This is a genomic window from Duganella sp. 3397 (genome assembly GCF_031456625.1).
Lineage (GTDB): Bacteria > Pseudomonadota > Gammaproteobacteria > Burkholderiales > Burkholderiaceae_D > Rugamonas > Rugamonas phyllosphaerae.
The window spans coordinates 723,882-741,438 of record NZ_JAVDVB010000002.1 but is presented as its reverse complement, the minus strand read 5'-3'; the positions used below and the strand labels follow the sequence as shown (position 1 = coordinate 741,438).

Sequence of the window (17,557 nt, the reverse complement as noted above, 5' to 3'; positions counted from 1 at the left end):
TTCAAATGAAAAAATTAGTTTTCATAGTATTTTCCCTCATGATTCTCGCCGGATGCAACGGGCAAAAAGAGGACGCTCGAGAACAGCAAGAGCTTAGCGAGAAAACCTTTACCACCACGTCTTATAACTACACGCCCTACGACATTTATTCGATTGCCTTCAAGGAAAGCTCACTGCCTTTCAAGATCGATGAGGCCCCCAGCGGAGGGTCGGTCTTTTTTCGCGATGCAAGCCAGGCCACGCTGGACAATGGTGACAAGGTAAGTTTTAGCGAGGGCAGTTGCTGTTTTATCTGGGACCGTCCAATCGACCAGCCCCTGCGCGTTCGGGTAGTGTGGAGCGTCGTGTATGACACCAGTTATCACGACGGTAAATCGAGCATCGCGTACGATGAACGTCTATCGAAACAAAGCGCCCCGGGCAGTCGCTGGTGTGAAGCCAGCGTCGACATCCTTCCCGCCATCGGCCCCGAGCGCCCAACCACCGTGTTTCTTCACTTTCTTGCCGATGGTTCAGTTCAAGCGCGGCTAGGGACATTTGGCACGGGCGGGCCATTGTCTACCGACGAGATTAAACGACATTCAGCACGGCTTCCACCTGGTAAATTCTGCAAGAAAGAAATTGATAACCCATTTTATGGCATACCTCGTCCTCCCCATAGGGAATGAACCATGAGCAAACCAACAATACGCCGGCTTACTGACATCACCAAGAATGAAAGATTCGCCAGAAGTGTCGTCCGCACACGTTTGGGGAAGGTGACAATGACGAAAGATCTAACTGCATGTCGCAAGCCGGTCTGGATTAGCTGTTTTTTTGATGGCACCGGAAATAATTATAAGAATGATGGCAATGGATCGCTCGCGTCTGCAACGGTGAAATACAGCAACGTTGCAAAGTTGGGGCGATTCGCGCACAAGGCAGAGGATGCAGAACATCAGACTTACGCCATTTATGCCCCCGGCGTCGGTACCCCGTTCCCCGAGATTGGGGACAGCGGCGGAGGAATCGACAAGGCGCTTGGCATGGCTTCCGCTGCCAAGGGGCAAGCGCGCATTTCCTGGATGTTGAAACAGTTAAAAGCCCGCATTGATCGGCATATGCCGCATGTGAATCAAATCAATGTCGCGGTGTTTGGTTTCAGCCGGGGAGCTGCACAGGCGCGAGCATTTGTCCGTCAATTGGGTGGACAGTGCTATCAACAAGGCGATGGGCAATTAATCTGGACCAAAAGTGGCGGTTTCATCCAGCCAAAATTGGTATTCTACTTCCTCGGCATTTTTGACACCGTGGCTTCAGTGGGATTTGGTGGAAGTCGACTTGAAAAGAATTTGCGCTACTTTTTGGGTCCTGTTTTGGGCGGCGCATTAAGCATGGTCGATGACGGCGGCCATGCCGACTGGGCTGGCGACCTTCGCATTCCATCTTACGTTCAGTTCTGCGAGCATTATGTCGCTGCGCATGAGGTCCGCGAGAAATTCCCTTCTGATTCGGTTCGAATAAATCAATCCACGCCTTTGAACTGTCGAGAAACTTTTTATCCTGGGGCGCACTCCGACGTCGGCGGAGGGTACGACGACATGAACCAGGAGGGACGTTCGAGTGAACTCTCCCGAATTCCACTTTGCAATATGTACCTGTCCGCGTACGCAGCAGGCGTACCATTCAAGCCGCCGGAGGAAGTGCTCAAAAATTACGATTCGCTGTTCAGAATCAGTAGCGATCTACAGCGTTCTTTCGAGGCCTACATGCGCTATGTGAGTGTCGATGGCCGCCTCGAGAAGCAGGTCATCAGTCACATGAACGCGTATTATCATTGGCGCTGGGGCCGCACGGAGCGCCAGAGGGCGGCGCGCAGAGAACGAGAAGCAATCATCGCGAGAGGCCAGTCCGTCATGTACGCAACGCCCGATGAATACATGACGATTACAGATCGCGAATGGGAGCGTGACGTTCAGAATATCGCAGAAAAGAAAACAGGCTTTTTCCGCAGCTCCACGGAGCCATTGGAAGACGTGATCTTCGATGCCTGGAGGGGCAAGCTGAGGAAATCCATGACCATCACGGAACGTAAGCTTTTCGACATGTTCTTCGACCGCTATGTTCACGATTCGGTGGCAGGTTTCAAAAACCAGATGTCGGACTCCAAGATTGGATTTGTGGAAGCCAGCCGTTGGAGTCGAAATCGCCAATATTTCATGGGTAAGCGCGGCAAGAAATTTCTTTACTGGAGATACGAGGGGGCAAAACCCGAAGTGGGCGGCGTGAGAGAGGCCATGTTGATGCCAAAACAAGGTCCCGGGTCCGAAGCGCAGTCTGCCATCGCCTGACCGGTGACAGCCAGGCTATTCGGCGCCACGTAGCGGACACCTCTGCAACGGCACGAAATGCTATGATTATCTGAATTGAAATATTAGTGAGGTGCAAGTTGGCGATTACTGCAAGTGCCGGTGGCACGTCGACCGCGATTACCGCGCGACGCCCCTCCTGGGCAGACATGAAGAAGTACTATCCCGACAGCAGCGTCGCTACTGCTGATCTCTACGACGTCAAAATCGGCGGGGCATTCAAAAACCTGTACAAACATGCTGCGTATGCCAATACCTGTGCAGTGCGCATGTCGTATGCGCTCAACCGTAGCGGGCTCAAGCTGGGTAAGGCGCCCAGCGCTGGCGGCAGCATGAAAGGCGGCGATGATTACCTTTACTGGATCAGGGTAGGGGATCTGAAGGGGGAACTGGCAAAGCAGTTCAAGAATCCCGATGCTGAACTGAGCCTCAAGATCATTCCCGCTTCCTTGCTGGGTGATGCGGATCGCATGAGTGCCTTGTTCAAGGAACGCGTGAAGCAGGCGCAAGACTTTTTGGATACCAAGCTGGCGTCGAAAAATGGCATAGTCGTATTCGAAGTGCAGGGATGGGGCGATGCTTCCGGACACTTCACTTTATGGGACGGCACCGCAAAAAAGCTCGCTTACGCAGACGGCCATGATGACTCTGCCAAGAACACGTATTATTTTTGGCTGACGCAGTTAATTGAGGGCGAAGGCAAGGACCGCGTCGTTCAAGTGGCGAAAGTGAAATTCTGGGAGCTCAAATGAGGCTGGCCACGATATTGGCTACTTGCTTTGCGATGAGTCTCTGTTCGCTCGCATCGGCAGGGACTCGCTCAGCCGATCTCTGCCCCGCCACCCAGACCGGAGAAGAATGGTCCTCCGAGTGTTTCGTGATGAATGGCAGCGATCGTGCGGTCAAGCCGCAATATCTCAAACAGATCAATGCCAATCGTCATGGCATGGCGGTTATCACGATCACGGCGCCGCGCGAAATGGTGGCCGTGAACCGCGCGGGAGCCGTTGTCATACCAGGCATACGTCACACCGGTGATTTCGATTATCCCAACGCCGAACATGGCATAGGCCGGTTCTTAGTCGATAGCGTCAATGACAAAGGGCAGCCGGTATCCAAGTGCGGCTACTTCAAAGCCGGGCAATTCAGCGTGGTCGTACCTGCCAGGTATGACCAGTGCCGCGCTGTAGCCAACGATAAAATCGATGTGTGCAGCGAATGCGTCAGCTACTGTACCGATGCTGAATGCCACAACACAATCTTTGTAGGCGGCAAAGGCCTGGTGATGACGACGGCGGGCAAAGTCCTGCGCTCTTACGCACCGCCAGCATTGGATAAAGTCTGTCGCGACGGCCAGCCGCCGAAAATTACGACATTGAACGGTAGCGATACCCAAGTCTTACAATGCAAGCCGGCGGGCAATTCGCCGTTCGGAATGTGAAAGGAAATATATGGCCGGAGAAATAATTCGACAGGGTGACCGTACCAACCACGACGGGGTGGTGTTGGAGGGATCACCCTCGGACATTTGCCACGGCAAACCGATCGCCTACATCGGACACAAGGTGCACTGCCCCAAGTGCAAGGGAGATTTCCCGATTGTGGAAGGAGTCGTCACGACCAATTTCTATGGTAAGGGTGTTGCGATCGCTGGCATGAAAACTTCGTGCGGTGCGGTGCTGATTCCTACCCAGTTCACCGATACGGTCGAGATGGCGGGCGGTGGCGGCGGTGCAGCAGCACCTGCTGCAAAAACTGCTGCCGCCGCTGCGGTGGTCCCCGCCATCGCAGCGCTTGCGGCAGCTCCCGCAGCGAAAGCGCTTGCAGGTCTGGCAGGAAAGGACACCGAAAAAAGCAAAGAAAAGTCGATCAAGCGCCTGTACTGGAGCTATGGCCAGGATGAGACGCCTGTAGATGATATCGCGCGTCACTACGTGGACCTCAATCTTCACGTCGAAACGGAAAACTACGCCGCCGGCGAAAGCGTGGATATCCTGTTGAAAAACGACGATGAATCCGAACTGGTCGCGGGCGTGAGGGAGTTGAAACTTCAGGCCAAGGTCGGCGCTGATGGTGGGGCGAAGTTACTGAGTGTTTTTAATCAGAAGACAGTTCAGATTGGCGTGCTTGGATAAATAGTAACGCTGTGGCCTGGCCGGACGTGTTACCACCAGGGGGCCCCGTCCAACTGTCTGCTAACACGCGAGGAATGCCCCCGCTGAGAGATTCACGCTTTCACTGATTAGGATCGAGAACTGAATTTGCCCAATTACAGACGGCGGGCCGACTGCCACATAGCGTCGAATAAATTCTCAGTGAGACTTAAAAGGCGAACCTGCCCGCAGCGCTTCCGGCCGGAGCAGCGGTCCGGGTTGCGATGCTGGGCGGACGGATGAACGGCGGCCTGAATTCGCCGGCAGTTGCTTGGTCAGCCCTGTTGGCGCCGGCCCAATACTGCCCTCTGAAATTTGCAAGGAATCGCCACCATTTTAGCGATGGCTCGCAAATCCCGGCTACCGTTTTCCGCTCTTTCGCCAGCAGAATCAAGCGGTTACGATTTATTCAGACTCGACTATTTATTCTTCGCTTCCAGCTTGAATAGAAAAAGATTTTTCTGTCTCAAGACGACGTACAAGTTTTATTAAAAAAAGATATGTTCCCATTAGTTGGATCAAACAGCCAGCAAATACCGTTGCAGGAATGCCCCAAGCAAAAACACTGAAAACTGGCATTGCTGTTCTTAAATTGAGACCAATAATCATAAAGCCGATCATCAAAATAGAAATTATATCCATGACACGCTTTGGGACTCCAGGTAGATGAATAGTAATATTAATCCTCATTTTTTTTGCTATTTTTGCCCAATTAATTTTTTGCCCATATTTTTCACATTCTTGCTCAAAAGCAGATCTTCCAAAAAGCGCCCATTTTTTTCTTGCTTCACTGAAGCCAAGTGAGAAATTAGAAGTTAGGACAATAATTGAAAAACAACCTAAAATTATTTTCGTTGTCATATCAATATTTTTCATCCAAAATATAGGCAAAAATAGTGAAAGAAAAAACCACACCATGCAGAATCCGTAAAAGCAAAAATATAACAACTGATCGTAAAGATTTATTTGGCCACTTTTGTATTTTTTAATCAAAAGAGAAAATGCTAAAATGGAAATTATCGAGGTGAACCAAAGATAACTCTTCGCCGAATCAGAGTCAGTCAATTTAAGTGTAATTAAAGTTCCTATTGCTATGCAAGCAATAAACATTCCGGCCGACAAAATTAAAGTTTGTGGTGTTGGTTTAGGCATCATCGCGCCCATCCAGCAACTGTTTCTTTGATCCCGAGGCCGTTGTCAACATAATCGACCAACGTGGCTGCTCCAATGTACCCTCCCACAACAACTGCAACAACTAAGGCAACTGGTAAGGCTGCGATTCCTACAGTTGCAAAAATACCTCCTAAAATCATCAACCCTGCAGCAGCGAAAACACTACCTAAAGCAGCTGTGGCGCCAGCTTTTGCTATTGAAACTCCAGCTCTCCCAAGAAACTCAGAAAGATCTTTGCTACCTTTTTCATCAAAGTACACAGCGTTTGCATCCCCAATTAAATCTATCACAGTACCGATAATTTGAATTTTAACTCCACCGCGGAAATTTTCGGCGCTTGTTAATATTAATCTTTTAACTCCGCCATAGCCTGCTTTCCCGGTTTTTGAAAATCCACCATCTACAAATGAACTTTTTGGTGAGCCAAGTGGCACACGTTGGTGAACAATTTTATTGTTGGCGGCGACCCCCATTATTTGTGATGTCATACGGCTTATTAGACGACCTTTAAATAAAACTCGGTACTTTCCTTTCATCTTCTTTTCTACTCTGACTGTCATCATGAGTTTATTCATGCTTCTCCAGTGCTCTTGCATATACCCCGCGCTCTCTTTAAACCAATTCGCGGTAAGCGTTTCATTATTCGATATGTAACCAGCAGCTACCCCCATCGCGGAGTAAAGGTCGGATTTCAAAGTGCCAGGTTTCGGTGGGATAAATATCTGATCGATGGTTCCCTCGACTGCGGCCCCTTCGTCTAGCTGCTTCAAAACTTGCGGCTGAATTTCGGAGGCCAGCCCTTCCGTAACACAAGCATACTCTTTGATCTCGGGCTGTTGTTGGTAGTATTGATAGTCAAAATCGGTGCCATAAGTCTTAAGGTAAGACATCTTTGGGTCCAAAAATGATTTAAACATTCCTTGGGTATCGGTTGTGCCAAAACGATCTTGTGGCGTGCAGGTCAAAGGGTAGGAAAGCTCCTTCTTACCTAGAATTACCATTAAAGGCTCTGGCTTTGTTTTTGGATTTGCATCGTAACCCTTGACGTCTAACTTATTGGGCTCATAAGTTCCAATGACACTTTTTCCGGATCTTAATAGGAGCTTGCCTTTAAAATCTCGACCCACCCAAAGATGAAAACGCTCACTGTCGCTGAATGTTACGCGTTTCAATAACTTCTTTTGCTTGGGCGAATAAAATTCATGCTCCGACTCCACAGTATAGGAAGCACCGGGCTTAAGGTTAATTTCAAAAAAATGTCCCGATGTTTTCTTAGGACGACTTTTATATTATCGCTTGACCGCCAGCATTGCACGGCTTCACCGGGCAAATCAATACAGACTTCCTGTGGGACTTTCGGAGAGGAGGTTGCAGGTGCTATAAGCGTCGTCCCAGCGCCGTCTGGACTGCCTGACCACCACCATTCATGATCGAATTTTGGCACAGCATTTGTGCCCACAAATTCTGATTATGGACACAAATTTTCAACCGATCACTTCCAAGAATGCGCGCGGCCATTATCGGCAGCACTCGTTGGAGTTCAAGCGCGCATTGGTGGCGCTGTCGCTCGATCCGGGTGCCTCTGTCGCTCGCATCGCGCGCGAACACGGCGTCAACGCCAACCAGGTGTTCAGCTGGCGCCGCCTCTATCAACAAGGACGCCTCGGCGTGCCTGCGTTGATGCGCGACGATGGCTTGTTGCCGGTGGTGCTGGCACCGATGGCGCCTGCCCCAGGCAAGGCCTCGGCCGACGGCGACGCCACCGGCACCGGCACGATCGTGCTTGAGCTCGGCCAGGCCCGGGTGCGAATCGTTGGACAGCCCAACGCGGCCGTCCTGGCGCAGGTACTCGATCGGATGCTGCGATGATCGGCCTACCAGCGGGCACCAAGGTGTGGCTGGCCGCTGGCACCACCTACATGCGCTCGGGCTTCAACGGTCTCGCTGCCAAAGTGCAAACGGCGCTGGAGGAAGATCCGTTCAGCGGCCACGTATTTGTGTTCCGGGGCCGGCGCGGCGACCTCATCAAATTACTGTGGTGGACCGGCGATGGTTTGTGCCTGCTGGCCAAGCGGCTTGAGCGCGGCCGCTTCATCTGGCCGCAGGCCAGCAACGGTTCGGTGGCGCTGACGCAGGCGCAGCTGTCGATGCTGCTTGAGGGCATAGACTGGCGGCGGCCGGAGCGGACCTGGAAACCAACGTCGGCCTTGTAAACGGAAGAAGCCTCGCGTAAACTTGGCGCATGCTCAGCCCAGCCGACCTGCCCAACGACATCGCCGCCTTGAAAGCGCTGCTGCTCGCCCAGGACGAGGTGGTGGAAGGGCTGCGTGAACAACTGAACACGCGCGCCGTCGAGATCGAGCACCTCAAGCTGCAGATCGCCAAATTGCGGCGCATGCAGTTCGGCCGCAAGTCGGAAAAGCTGGATCATCAGATCGAGCAGCTGGAGTTGCAGCTGAAAGACTTGCAGGCCGACGAGGCCGAGGCGGCGCGCGAGATGCCGGCGGCCGACCAGGCGCCGCGCAAGAAGTCAGTGCGGCGTCCATTGCCCGATCATTTGCCGCGTGACCAGAAGGTTTACGCGCCGACGGCCGATGCCTGCCCTGCCTGTGGTGACGGCCTGCGGCCGCTGGGCGAGGACGTGGCCGAGCAACTGGAATTCGTGCCGGCCAGCTTCCGCGTGATTCGTCATGTGCGCCCCAAGCTGGCATGCGCCTGCTGCGACGCCATCGTCCAGGCGCCGGCGCCGAGCCGGCCAATCGAGCGCGGTATCGCCGGCCCCGGCCTGCTGGCGCACATCCTGGTAGCCAAGTTCGCCGATCATCTGCCGCCGTACCGCCAGTCCGTTATTTACGCCCGCGAAGGCGTCGACCTCGATCGCGCGCTGCTGGCGAGCTGGGTCGGCGCCGCCAGCGCTTTGCTGCGCCCGCTGGTCGACGCCGTTCGGCGCCATGTGCTGGCAGCATCGAAGCTGCACGCCGACGACACGCCGATCCCGGTGCTGGCGCCCGGCAATGGCAAAACCAAGACGGCGCGCTTGTGGACCTATGTGCGCGACGACCGACCAGCCGGCGACTCGACGCCGCCAGCCGTTTGGTTTGCCTACACGCCCGATCGCAAGGGTATCCATCCGCAGACTCACTTGGCCAAGTTCGAGGGCGTGCTGCAAGCAGATGCCTACACCGGTTTCAACGCCTTGTTCGACGACGGCACGATCCGCGAAGCGGCCTGCTGGGCGCACGCGCGACGCAAATTCCACGACCTGCACGCTGCGCGCGCAACGCCGCTGACCACCGAGGCGCTGCGCCGGATCGCCGAGCTCTATTTGATCGAGAGCGATATCCGGGGCAAACCACCTGACGAACGAAGGCAGGTTCGACAAACCCGCTTGCGCCCGCTGCTCGACGACCTGGAGCGCTGGCTGCGCAGCACGCTCGATACTTTATCGCGCAAGTCCGACACGGCGGCAGCAATCCTGTACGCGCTTAAGCTGTGGCCCGCGCTGCTGCGCTATTGCGACGACGGCGCCATCGAGATCGATAACTCTGCGGCCGAACGCGCCTTGCGTGGCGTGGCCATCGGCCGCCGCAATTACCTGTTCGCCGGCGCCGACAGCGGCGGCGAGCGCGCTGCCGCGATCTACTCGCTGATCGGCACCGCCAAGCTGAACGGTGTCGATCCCGAAGCCTGGTTGCGTCACGTGCTGGCGCATATCGCCGACCATCCCGTCAACCGGGTTGATGATTTCTTGCCTTGGAACTGCAATCTGCCAGCGGCCCGTTGAGAACACGCCGCTTCCCAGCGGTGTGACGCCATCATCGATCAAAAAGCCCCTGCACTCAAGACGGCGCTGAGCGGACGCTTACGTTACGCGCTCGGACCGAGGATGACGCAGGATCTGACGGCGCAAGCGTTGTGGCGGGCCGTTCGAGGAACGCGGCCGTACCAGGACTGATTCTGCACTCGGATCGTGGCAGCCAATATGGCGCCGACGACTATCGCAAACTGGTCGCGCAGTTCGGCATGCAGGCATCGATGTCGCGCAAGGGAAACTGCTACCACAACGCGCCGACGGAGAGCTTCTGGGGCAGCCCGAAGAACGAAATGATTCATCATCAGGGGTATACAACACGGGCCAATGCGGAGGCGGCAATCAAGGAGTACATCGAGATCTTTTACAACCGCCAGCGACGCCATTCACGCCTTGGCTATGTATCGCCGGCGTCGTTTGCTAAGAATTTCAGAAAGCAGGCACTGGCTGCTTGAAACGGACGTGTCCACTATTGACTGTACACCTCAAGAAGCTGCTTAGCAGAGCTCTCCGCGCCTTCGGTTCACATCTTGACCGCAGCTTGGTCCCGCTTGGTGTTTGAGAACCGCATTCCTTAATTTGACCGCATCACGGGCGAAGTGGGTTTTTCGGAGGTCCGACAAATGCAACACCCGCCGATGCCGCTGCTTCCGGGAAGACTGCAAGCCTCTCGCCGCGCGCATCTCCGTAGATGGCGTAAGGATCGTTGACAGCTACCGTACATTCTTTCTCAATTTCTTGGGGCCAGCGTGGAATCTTGCTGGTCCTGATGGAAAAATAGCGAAATGGCACAGTTAGCAATGAAAAAAGCAGCGAAAATAGAATTATTGGATACATGATGGGTGAGGCGACAGAGCTGTTGGCCATCAGCCTGCGCACACCGAACATAAGAGACTCCTTTTGCTCACTAACAGGCAAACAGAACTCGATTTGACTAGTCACTGCCTCAGGCCCTTCTTCCATGTAGCGGCGCATGAATTCCCAATGAGATTTTAATAGCGTAATTCCATCAGGACTACTTGTTTCTGAAACACTCAGCGCAAAGGTGCTTTTTACGGTAAGTTTATCTTTATCCAAAACGTGGCCGAAAACATTCATGAATTTGTAGACATGGTCAGCTTGGGCGATCGTGAAGAAAATCTCGTTCCAGGGAACAGACAGTATAGTTCCTGTTGGTTGAAAAACATGCACCATTTTCGATATCCGATTAAAGCGAATCGGGTAATGAGTGTATGCGAAAGACTCTTTGCGCAAGAGCCACGTTAAGCCAGTAAAGATAGGAGCTAGAATGGCTGCAATCACAACTGCATGAAGTAAGTAATTGCTATCATCGGAGACTTTTGGCGTGAAACCAAAATATTTTGATAGTGAAATCCATATCATGGCTCCACCGAAACCGCCGAATATTAGCATTCCTACTGTAACAATTGCAGTGATCAATCCCTTTTCACCATACCATTTATCAATCGACTCCAGATAAGTGGAATTGCATTTTATGATACTTAGTTGATAATGAGGCTCAACTAGTAGGCGCACTTTTTGCTGTAGTCTTTGCTCCACTTCTTGGGGTGTTAGTGGTCTATTGACTGCGAATTTAGATGTTAAACCTATGTTATCCATTCGGAACCTTTATTTAAGTGCCTGGGCAAGTTGCGCCTGCTCAGTTTCCATATCTTTATATCTTTCAGCCGGCATCGTCCCCCAGACGCACCTCTCCAACCAATCTTGGACAGGATTGTCTTTGAGATACTCAATCCAAACGGCTACTCCAATGATTACAAAAATCAGTATGCCGATAACCGGTATTGTGAATGCACCTAGAGTGAAAACCCCGCCGATTAATAAGGTGGCAGTAAATCCAGCTGCTGCTGATGTACCATAAAGTATGGCCAGACCAACCTTTTCTTCTTTGAAAGACTCATATGCTTTTCTTCCGTCTAGAACTGCGACAAATAAACCCAAGCCAATCGCAGCGCGCCCAGCTGTCTTGCTTATGAAAGTACCAAGGCTTTTAATCAGTCCTTGCCCAAATGGCAGTCCTTGGATAGCTCGCTTTTCAAGATAATTACCCAAGACATCGGCTGTAGTTGCGACAACTGTCCCAATGCCTGCGTACATGCGGGAAGTTGCATCAAAGCCTTCATTTGACAATGCCTTCTCTTCGTCGGCTATTGTTTTGGTCAGACATATTGTTTGTATAAGTCCTGCCACTATCCCGAAACGAACATTATTGTTAACAACGGTTCTCCAACGATCAAGGTTTAGATTGTCAATTTGCTCTACGGTACGAATAGATCCAGAAAGCTTTTGCACTGTGTTGTTACCCGTTTGGACTGAGGTAAGCACTTCTTTGTCCAGTAATATGAACCAACGTTTTTTAGTGGACCCTTCGATCGGAACGCCCTGGATTTGTAATTGCTTGAGCTGGTCTGCCACCGCCTTTTGAATTTGATTTTTGCTGACTGTCTGTCCTGAAGTTTTGAGCATTGTCTTGATAAGATACTGACGGAATTGTTTTTTGCTACCTTCGATCTCGCAAATAATCACAGGATGCCCAGCGATAACTCCTAAACTAATTACTGCAGCCCGCATTTTTGTTGTTCCATCCAAGACTCTTCCTAGTACTCGCGAAAAGGGACCTGCGAACTGAACAACCAACCGAGCGGCAACTTCACTAACATCCTTTTCAAAGCGGCCCAACGCGCTGGTGTATATCGCCAAGATGTTATCCCAGGGAAACATGCGCGGGTCAATGCTGACTTTGGTAGCCTCGCCCACTGCCTCCTTTAATTTCTTGATATTTAGAAAAAGTGCCTGAAGAGCAAGATTTGTTTTGTCATTTACATCGCCCTCCAGCCACTCTTCGTAAAGTTTTGAGCAGGAAAGCTTGTCTTGCGTATCTCTCACGCATTGGGTAACGACTGCGGTGTATACAACGCCTGAGTGCGGGCTCTCTGGATCGTAGTTGCAACTGAAGTAACTCGACATAGCCTTGCTCTTCATCCAGCTAACGTGATTTTCCGCCAACGGAGCGACGTATTTCTTGTCGTATGCCTGTAACCTTGTTTTATATTCTTCCTGCCACTTCTTTCGTTCTTCGTTGTTAAGCTTGTTTGCATACTTCTTCCAAGCCTGCTCAGCACTTTTTTCTGCTTCAGCTAAAGTAACTTCGCGTATTCCCTCAGTTTCCTTCCTTTCCCTCTCGAACAGCAGGTGTCCTATAGGGTTGCTGGCAATGCGCTCATTTGCAATTTCTTCCGCTGCGGTACTTTCGGCAGTTTTTGCGGATTCTCGGATGGCAGTCTCAATCCTCCCAATTTGGAAGTCTGCGGCAAGCTTACGGCGGTAGTCAGGGCCGTTATTAAATTGTTCCACGCAATGTGTCATCAGCGCCGCCAACTCAGCCGCAATTCCCGCCGGGTCAGGAAGCGTGACCATTAAACCTTTTCGAGGTCGCATCCCATCGAAAGCATTTATCAGAGACTGCGCCGCCCCCTGACGCAAACTCAGCTCATACGGACCCCAGCCCAGCGCAACCTTCGCCACACGCGGATTCATCGCATATTCCGCTACGACGGCTGGCAGTTGCGCAATCGGCCTTGCGTGGGGCTGAGTTGTTCCTGCTAACGCAGCTTCAACGTCAACTTCCACCATGTGCCGCTTGCGATAGACCGCACTTTCATTAGCAGTACGTACTGCGTCGGTCCAAAGCACATCGCTAAAGCCGATCCATACTTTGGTCGCATGTTTTGGATCGGACACGGTGATGCAACTAGCCAGCTCGCTGTGACCTTTGTCGGGGCAATTGAACGGTTTTTCAGGCACTATCGCTGTTATGCCTGGCCTAGGAAGCAGCAGCTTGAAATAGTGACCCTGCGCGGTAACAAAATAGAGTTCCCAACGCTTGCGCGCTTCATCGTAAACGTTCACGTAGCCCGAGCGCAAAAGGCGCTTCGTGTAATGGGCCGCAGCCGCTTCGAGTTCAATCGGGGCTTCATTTGCAAGTGGTGCGCCTTTACCCGCCTGGGCGATGGCATCGCGTATCAAAAGAATCGGAAGCCCGCGCTTGTCACAATATTGGCATTTCTTGGTATCGGTCATATTCAGCTTCGTTGTAAGATGGATGACGTAACGGTTTGACCATGTAATCCGTTCCAGATAGTTTCATCGATCAGCGCTAGCCGATCTGCCAAAGTGGAGTCGTCGGATGGATCCCCCGGTCGTCTGATGTTTTTTACCAATGCCGGGTGCTGGTCGAACAGCGGATGGGACGATAATCCACGATAGACGAATTCGACCAAATCCTCCGGTATGCTCAAGCCGTGTAATGCTTTGGCGCGTGCTATGAGATCCTCCGCCATCTCAGCTTGGCGCTGCAAAACTAGTGGGTTTTCTGCATCAAGTAGTTCGAGAGCGCGGTTAATAATGCCGATCTGTTCTATGCGGCGCCAATCCCAGCCTGAGGTGCCTTGATACGGGCTGCTGACTACCTGGTCAGGATTCGGGTTGGCTTCGTCCGAGGTGCTGATTTTCACCCACTGGCCAGCGATCCAATAGGATATTGATCTGGCTTTTCCCAACAGGGCATGGCGCTGGCCCGGCGTGAGCACTCGCCACAATTGGTGCAGAACGCGTGGATCATGAATCCGCAGCCAAGATTTAACGCCAGTGTCGAGTGAAACCAGCTGCAAACTGTTCCATTGGCGCGTGAATTGTTCGGTATCTGCATCCGTCTCAACCAAGACTCTGACGACAGGCCTTTCTTGCTGAGAATGTGCTTCATAGAGTGCGTTCAGTAAGGCGTTCCCGCTTTCTTCCGGTATCGTGCGCAAGTTCAGCAATACAGGCATCAGGTGAGCACTGTTCGCAAGCTCGTCGGGTACCAGCGGTTTCCCACTTACACTGTCCGGAAGCTCTCCTACCGCATTTGGATCGACAAGGCAAAACTTATGCGTGGCCAGGATTTTGTAATCGAAGGTATTTTCCGCTGGTTCGATCATGATGCCGGCACCATGCTTTCGCCTCCGGCTGCCGCGCCCGATGCACGCAGTTCACACAGCGTCAATTTGCTGGCAGTAGGCAGAGAAATGGCTTGCGCACTCGCGGTCGCCGGCCCCGTCAACTCCTTCTGACTAGCCTTGAACTCAATCTTTCCCGGCCCGTGCAGCATGATATTGCCGCCTTCCATTTTCAGGACCGCCCCTTGCGCCGTCAGCGCCACATACTGCTTGGCGCTCGCTGTCACGCTCTTGGTCACGCTCGATACCGTCAACGCTTTGTCCGACGTCAGCTTGGTCTCATCGGACTGGCTCTGACTGCTTACCTTGCCGCTTGCCGCGTGCAGTTTGATGCCAATTTCCTGGTTCGGTTTTTGGGCGTTGGTCGCTTTGCCGTAAGTTACCAGCTTGATGCCGTCCTTTACCGCGAAATACGTATTGGCCTGCGCAGCAAAGTTGATATCGTGGCCCGCCGTCAGGCTGGTGGTTGTCTCAGCGCCCAGCACCGCATTGACCGGCGTCGTCACCGCAATCCCCGACGGTGAGCTGAGCTGCAATTGCGGCGCGCTGTAGGCCGGCACTTCGGTCTCGGTTGCCGCGAGCACCTTGGCGCTTTGCTTTAACTGCTCGATGGCTGGCAACGGGGTCGCTGCGGCGCCAGCGCCGGCTTGGGCCTTGCCGCCGGCGGTCAGCACGCTGTGCTTTTGCGCCATTTCGGCCAGGTCGGTCTGCAGTTGCACGCTTTGTTCGATCTGATCGATCGCTTCCTTGGCGTCCATCTGGTTGCCGGTGGCGCTGGCACGGGCGTTGGTCGAGAGCAGCAGGCCTTTGCCGGCGCGCAGGGCGACGCTGTACTCGGTCTTGAGCTCGGCGCCAAAGCCTGCTGTTTGCAGGCGCTGGTTGTCGCTCTGGTGGCGCAGGTGGCCTAGGTTCAGTTCGGCCGTTCCCTGGTGCGCGGTGGCGTGGCGTTGCAGGGCGACGCGCGACTGGCCGGGGCTGTCGTCGAAGACAAGCTGGTTATAGGCGCCGCTGCCGCCCTGGCTGGCCTGCATGGCCTGGGTCTTGATGCCGGACAGCGCTGCCGGGTGCGCATGGCCACCCGACTCGCCTGGGAACCAGGCGGGCGCGTTGCCGGTGGCTGTGCCGGCGCCGGCGCTGACCTGGTTGTGCTGGGCGTCGGCCTGGCCGCGCCCGTTGTACACGGTGCCCAGCACGACGGGGCGGTCGATGTTTCCTTCCAGGAAATCGATCAGCACTTCCTGGCCCACGCGGGGCAGGGCGCTGCTGCCCCAGTTGGCGCCAGCCACCGGCGCCATCGGGGTTGCCACGCGCACCCAGGTGCCGGCCTGGTCGTCGCCGGGCGCACCGGTGTGGCCGTCCGGCATCGGGTGCTGCAGGCGGCTGTGGCTTTGCGCGCCACGCTGCCAGTGGAATTGCACCTTGACGCGGTGGTCGCGGTCGGTGTGGATCGGGGTGCCGCCGGGGCCCACCACGATCGCCGTCTGCTGGCCGTGGATGGTGGGGCGTGGGTGCAGCAGGCGGCCGTGGGCGTCGGCGCCGCTGCTGCGGTAGGGGATATTGTTACGGATGGCGTCGATGCGGTTGCGGTACAGCGGGCGCTGGCCCAGTCCCTTGCCCACAGCGTGCAGGCTGGTGCCTTCTTCTTCACCGATCAGGGCGTCGAGCAGGCCTTGCCCCAGGCGCTGCATCAGCCCCGCCTTCATGTCGGCGCTCAGGTTGTTGTGCATCAGGTGCACCACGCGCACGACCAGGAAGCTGCGTTCGTCGTCGCTGCCGGCCAGGTCGAACTGGGCCTGGCCGGTGAGGGCGAACGTGGTGCCGGGGGCGAGGGTGCGCACGGTACCGGCGCCCACGTGTACTTCGCGCGCCGCTTCCAGCGCCTGCAACTGGTTGTCGGCCACGCGCTGGCCCTGTTCGCGCGACTGGTAAGCGTAGGCGCCCGGGGTGTCGCGGCTCACCAGTGGCGAGCTGTCGCCGCCGTTGTTGCCGCTGCTGGTGGCGGTCACCGGACGGGTGTCGAGCGAGCGGTAGTCCCAGCTGCTCAATTCCACCCCATTGGTTTGCAGGCGCAACTCGGTGCGCCAGCGGTCCATGCTGTCCTGAACCATGGTCGCGCCTGGCTGCGTGTAGGCAATGCTGGCCTGGGCGTTGGGTTTGAAGCTGCCGTTATGGTCGGCGATGACCATGGTATGGCTGCCCAGGCCGGGACTGGCGCTGTCGCCCGCATGTTCGAAATAGTGGAACAGGCCTTCTTCGTGCATCAACCGCTCGGCAAAGGCCAGGTCGCTTTCCTGGTATTGCGTGGTGATGCTGCGCTTGGGGTAGATGGTGCGGTCGAGAATGTCGAAACGCCAGGCCGGCGCCAGCTTGCCCTGGCCCTGGTAGGCCGCGAACACGGTGTCGAGGATGTCGAATACCGTCATGTCCTGGAAGATGCGGCTGTCGCGACCTGGCGCCAGGAACGCGGTCCAGGGCTCCACCGTCAGGTTGTAGCGGGCGAAGCCGCCGTTGGCGCCGGCCATATCGACCGTTGTCACGTGGCCATGGAAGGGGCGCAGCTGGTCGCGGCTGGCGGCGGTCATCAGCTCGATCAGCACCGGCTGGCCAATCAGCGCCTTGAGCGACAGCGCAGCGTCCTGGGACAAGGCGGCAACCTTGAAGCGAAATCCCTGGCTGATGCCTTCTTCACCACGCACGCACTCGGCCAGCAGCACGTCGGGACCGAGCACGGTACTGAGCTTGATGATCCTGGCGTTTTGGGTAAATCCTGACAGCAGCGATCCGAGATCACTCGATTGCTGGTGTTGCGCTGAGGCCGACATTATTTTGGTGCTCCTGGGTTACTGTGGCTGGCTGTTTGCCGCCATATAGATAGAATCCATGCAAGATTACAACCCAGAAATAAGTTTTCGGCAAGAGTGATTCGATTGGTTGAACTTTGAGGAGTCTGCGCGCTGCCAGGATTGATATCAATTGAGCAATGGGACGCATCGCTTCTGGATGCGTCAAAGCCAGCCTGACGAGTGCAGGCATGGCTTGTTGCGTCTGGGGTGA

The 17,557-nt window shown here is 54.5% G+C and carries 15 protein-coding genes and 1 pseudogene; 9 read left to right on the top strand and 7 right to left on the bottom strand.

Annotated elements, in window-relative coordinates:
• Positions 1–5 precede the first annotated feature (5 nt).
• From J2X54_RS07765 to J2X54_RS07745, 5 genes are all read left to right on the top strand, one after another.
• Positions 6–668: a hypothetical protein gene (locus J2X54_RS07765; RefSeq protein WP_310179612.1), complete on the top strand. Its 663-nt coding sequence runs from the start codon at positions 6–8 to the stop codon at positions 666–668.
• A gap of 3 nt (positions 669–671) precedes the next feature.
• The gene (locus J2X54_RS07760) at positions 672–2,330 is read left to right on the top strand and encodes a DUF2235 domain-containing protein (protein WP_310179611.1); all 1,659 of its coding nucleotides are present in this window, start codon (positions 672–674) and stop codon (positions 2,328–2,330) included.
• A gap of 167 nt (positions 2,331–2,497) precedes the next feature.
• Complete coding sequence (locus J2X54_RS07755) at positions 2,498–3,100, top strand: T6SS effector amidase Tae4 family protein (protein ID WP_310179610.1); 603 nt, start codon at positions 2,498–2,500, stop codon at positions 3,098–3,100.
• Positions 3,097–3,789: a hypothetical protein gene (locus J2X54_RS07750; RefSeq protein ID WP_310179609.1), complete on the top strand. Its 693-nt coding sequence runs from the start codon at positions 3,097–3,099 to the stop codon at positions 3,787–3,789. The genes J2X54_RS07755 and J2X54_RS07750 overlap by 4 nt, the downstream gene beginning before the upstream one ends.
• A gap of 10 nt (positions 3,790–3,799) precedes the next feature.
• Positions 3,800–4,483, top strand: a complete 684-nt coding sequence (locus tag J2X54_RS07745) for a PAAR domain-containing protein (protein ID WP_310179608.1) — start codon at positions 3,800–3,802, stop codon at positions 4,481–4,483.
• Positions 4,484–4,924: 441 nt separating this feature from the next.
• Here J2X54_RS07745 and J2X54_RS07740 read toward each other — a convergent pair whose 3' ends face one another.
• Both J2X54_RS07740 and J2X54_RS07735 read right to left on the bottom strand, forming a co-directional pair.
• On the bottom strand, positions 4,925–5,656 hold the full coding sequence (locus J2X54_RS07740; RefSeq protein ID WP_310179606.1) for a hypothetical protein: 732 nt from the start codon (positions 5,654–5,656) through the stop codon (positions 4,925–4,927).
• Positions 5,653–6,846, bottom strand: coding sequence for a hypothetical protein (locus J2X54_RS07735; protein WP_310179605.1), 1,194 nt, complete (start codon positions 6,844–6,846; stop codon positions 5,653–5,655). Before J2X54_RS07735 ends, J2X54_RS07740 begins: the two co-directional genes overlap by 4 nt.
• 298 nt (positions 6,847–7,144) lie before the next feature.
• On the opposite strand from J2X54_RS07735, the gene tnpA reads away from it, so the two are divergent.
• The 4 genes and pseudogenes from tnpA to J2X54_RS07715 form a co-directional block, all read left to right on the top strand.
• Positions 7,145–7,543, top strand: a complete 399-nt coding sequence (tnpA, locus tag J2X54_RS07730) for an IS66-like element accessory protein TnpA (protein ID WP_310179604.1) — start codon at positions 7,145–7,147, stop codon at positions 7,541–7,543.
• A complete protein-coding gene (tnpB, locus tag J2X54_RS07725; protein WP_310179602.1) occupies positions 7,540–7,887 on the top strand; it encodes an IS66 family insertion sequence element accessory protein TnpB in 348 nt (115 codons plus the stop codon). The genes tnpA and tnpB overlap by 4 nt, the downstream gene beginning before the upstream one ends.
• Before the next feature lie 29 nt (positions 7,888–7,916).
• On the top strand, positions 7,917–9,458 hold the full coding sequence (gene tnpC / locus J2X54_RS07720) for an IS66 family transposase (protein ID WP_310179600.1): 1,542 nt from the start codon (positions 7,917–7,919) through the stop codon (positions 9,456–9,458).
• Between the two features lie 84 nt (positions 9,459–9,542).
• Positions 9,543–9,940: pseudogene (locus tag J2X54_RS07715) on the top strand (IS3 family transposase); the annotation flags it as partial.
• 133 nt (positions 9,941–10,073) lie between these two features.
• Here the strand turns inward: J2X54_RS07715 and J2X54_RS07710 are convergent.
• Genes J2X54_RS07710 through J2X54_RS07690 form a run of 5 tightly spaced genes read right to left on the bottom strand, consistent with a single transcriptional unit; the run spans position 10,074 to position 17,536 of the window.
• On the bottom strand, positions 10,074–11,105 hold the full coding sequence (locus J2X54_RS07710) for a DUF6708 domain-containing protein (protein ID WP_310179598.1): 1,032 nt from the start codon (positions 11,103–11,105) through the stop codon (positions 10,074–10,076).
• 9 nt (positions 11,106–11,114) lie between these two features.
• The gene (locus J2X54_RS07705) at positions 11,115–13,586 is read right to left on the bottom strand and encodes a T6SS effector BTH_I2691 family protein (RefSeq protein WP_310179596.1); all 2,472 of its coding nucleotides are present in this window, start codon (positions 13,584–13,586) and stop codon (positions 11,115–11,117) included.
• 2 nt (positions 13,587–13,588) lie between these two features.
• On the bottom strand, positions 13,589–14,485 hold the full coding sequence (locus J2X54_RS07700; protein ID WP_310179594.1) for a DUF4123 domain-containing protein: 897 nt from the start codon (positions 14,483–14,485) through the stop codon (positions 13,589–13,591).
• Complete coding sequence (locus J2X54_RS07695; RefSeq protein WP_310179593.1) at positions 14,482–17,325, bottom strand: type VI secretion system tip protein TssI/VgrG; 2,844 nt, start codon at positions 17,323–17,325, stop codon at positions 14,482–14,484. Before J2X54_RS07695 ends, J2X54_RS07700 begins: the two co-directional genes overlap by 4 nt.
• Positions 17,291–17,536 carry a hypothetical protein gene (locus tag J2X54_RS07690; protein WP_310179591.1) on the bottom strand — a complete coding sequence of 82 codons (246 nt, stop codon included), beginning with the start codon at positions 17,534–17,536 and terminating at the stop codon, positions 17,291–17,293. The genes J2X54_RS07695 and J2X54_RS07690 overlap by 35 nt, the downstream gene beginning before the upstream one ends.
• Between the last annotated feature and the right edge of the window lie 21 nt (positions 17,537–17,557).

What these genes read in the sequence shown, in the direction of transcription:
- J2X54_RS07765 (WP_310179612.1), top strand. Translation starts at nt 6, where the DNA reads ATGAAAAAATTAGTTTTCATAGTATTTTCCCTCATGATTCTCGCCGGA.
- tnpA (WP_310179604.1), top strand. Translation starts at nt 7,145, where the DNA reads ATGGACACAAATTTTCAACCGATCACTTCCAAGAATGCGCGCGGCCAT.
- J2X54_RS07760 (WP_310179611.1), top strand. Translation starts at nt 672, where the DNA reads ATGAGCAAACCAACAATACGCCGGCTTACTGACATCACCAAGAATGAA.
- J2X54_RS07745 (WP_310179608.1), top strand. Translation starts at nt 3,800, where the DNA reads ATGGCCGGAGAAATAATTCGACAGGGTGACCGTACCAACCACGACGGG.
- J2X54_RS07710 (WP_310179598.1), bottom strand. Translation starts at nt 11,105, where the DNA reads ATGGATAACATAGGTTTAACATCTAAATTCGCAGTCAATAGACCACTA.
- tnpC (WP_310179600.1), top strand. Translation starts at nt 7,917, where the DNA reads ATGCTCAGCCCAGCCGACCTGCCCAACGACATCGCCGCCTTGAAAGCG.
- J2X54_RS07705 (WP_310179596.1), bottom strand. Translation starts at nt 13,586, where the DNA reads ATGACCGATACCAAGAAATGCCAATATTGTGACAAGCGCGGGCTTCCG.
- J2X54_RS07690 (WP_310179591.1), bottom strand. Translation starts at nt 17,536, where the DNA reads ATGCCTGCACTCGTCAGGCTGGCTTTGACGCATCCAGAAGCGATGCGT.
- J2X54_RS07695 (WP_310179593.1), bottom strand. Translation starts at nt 17,325, where the DNA reads ATGTCGGCCTCAGCGCAACACCAGCAATCGAGTGATCTCGGATCGCTG.
- J2X54_RS07700 (WP_310179594.1), bottom strand. Translation starts at nt 14,485, where the DNA reads ATGATCGAACCAGCGGAAAATACCTTCGATTACAAAATCCTGGCCACG.
- J2X54_RS07755 (WP_310179610.1), top strand. Translation starts at nt 2,498, where the DNA reads ATGAAGAAGTACTATCCCGACAGCAGCGTCGCTACTGCTGATCTCTAC.
- tnpB (WP_310179602.1), top strand. Translation starts at nt 7,540, where the DNA reads ATGATCGGCCTACCAGCGGGCACCAAGGTGTGGCTGGCCGCTGGCACC.
- J2X54_RS07740 (WP_310179606.1), bottom strand. Translation starts at nt 5,656, where the DNA reads ATGATGCCTAAACCAACACCACAAACTTTAATTTTGTCGGCCGGAATG.
- J2X54_RS07750 (WP_310179609.1), top strand. Translation starts at nt 3,097, where the DNA reads ATGAGGCTGGCCACGATATTGGCTACTTGCTTTGCGATGAGTCTCTGT.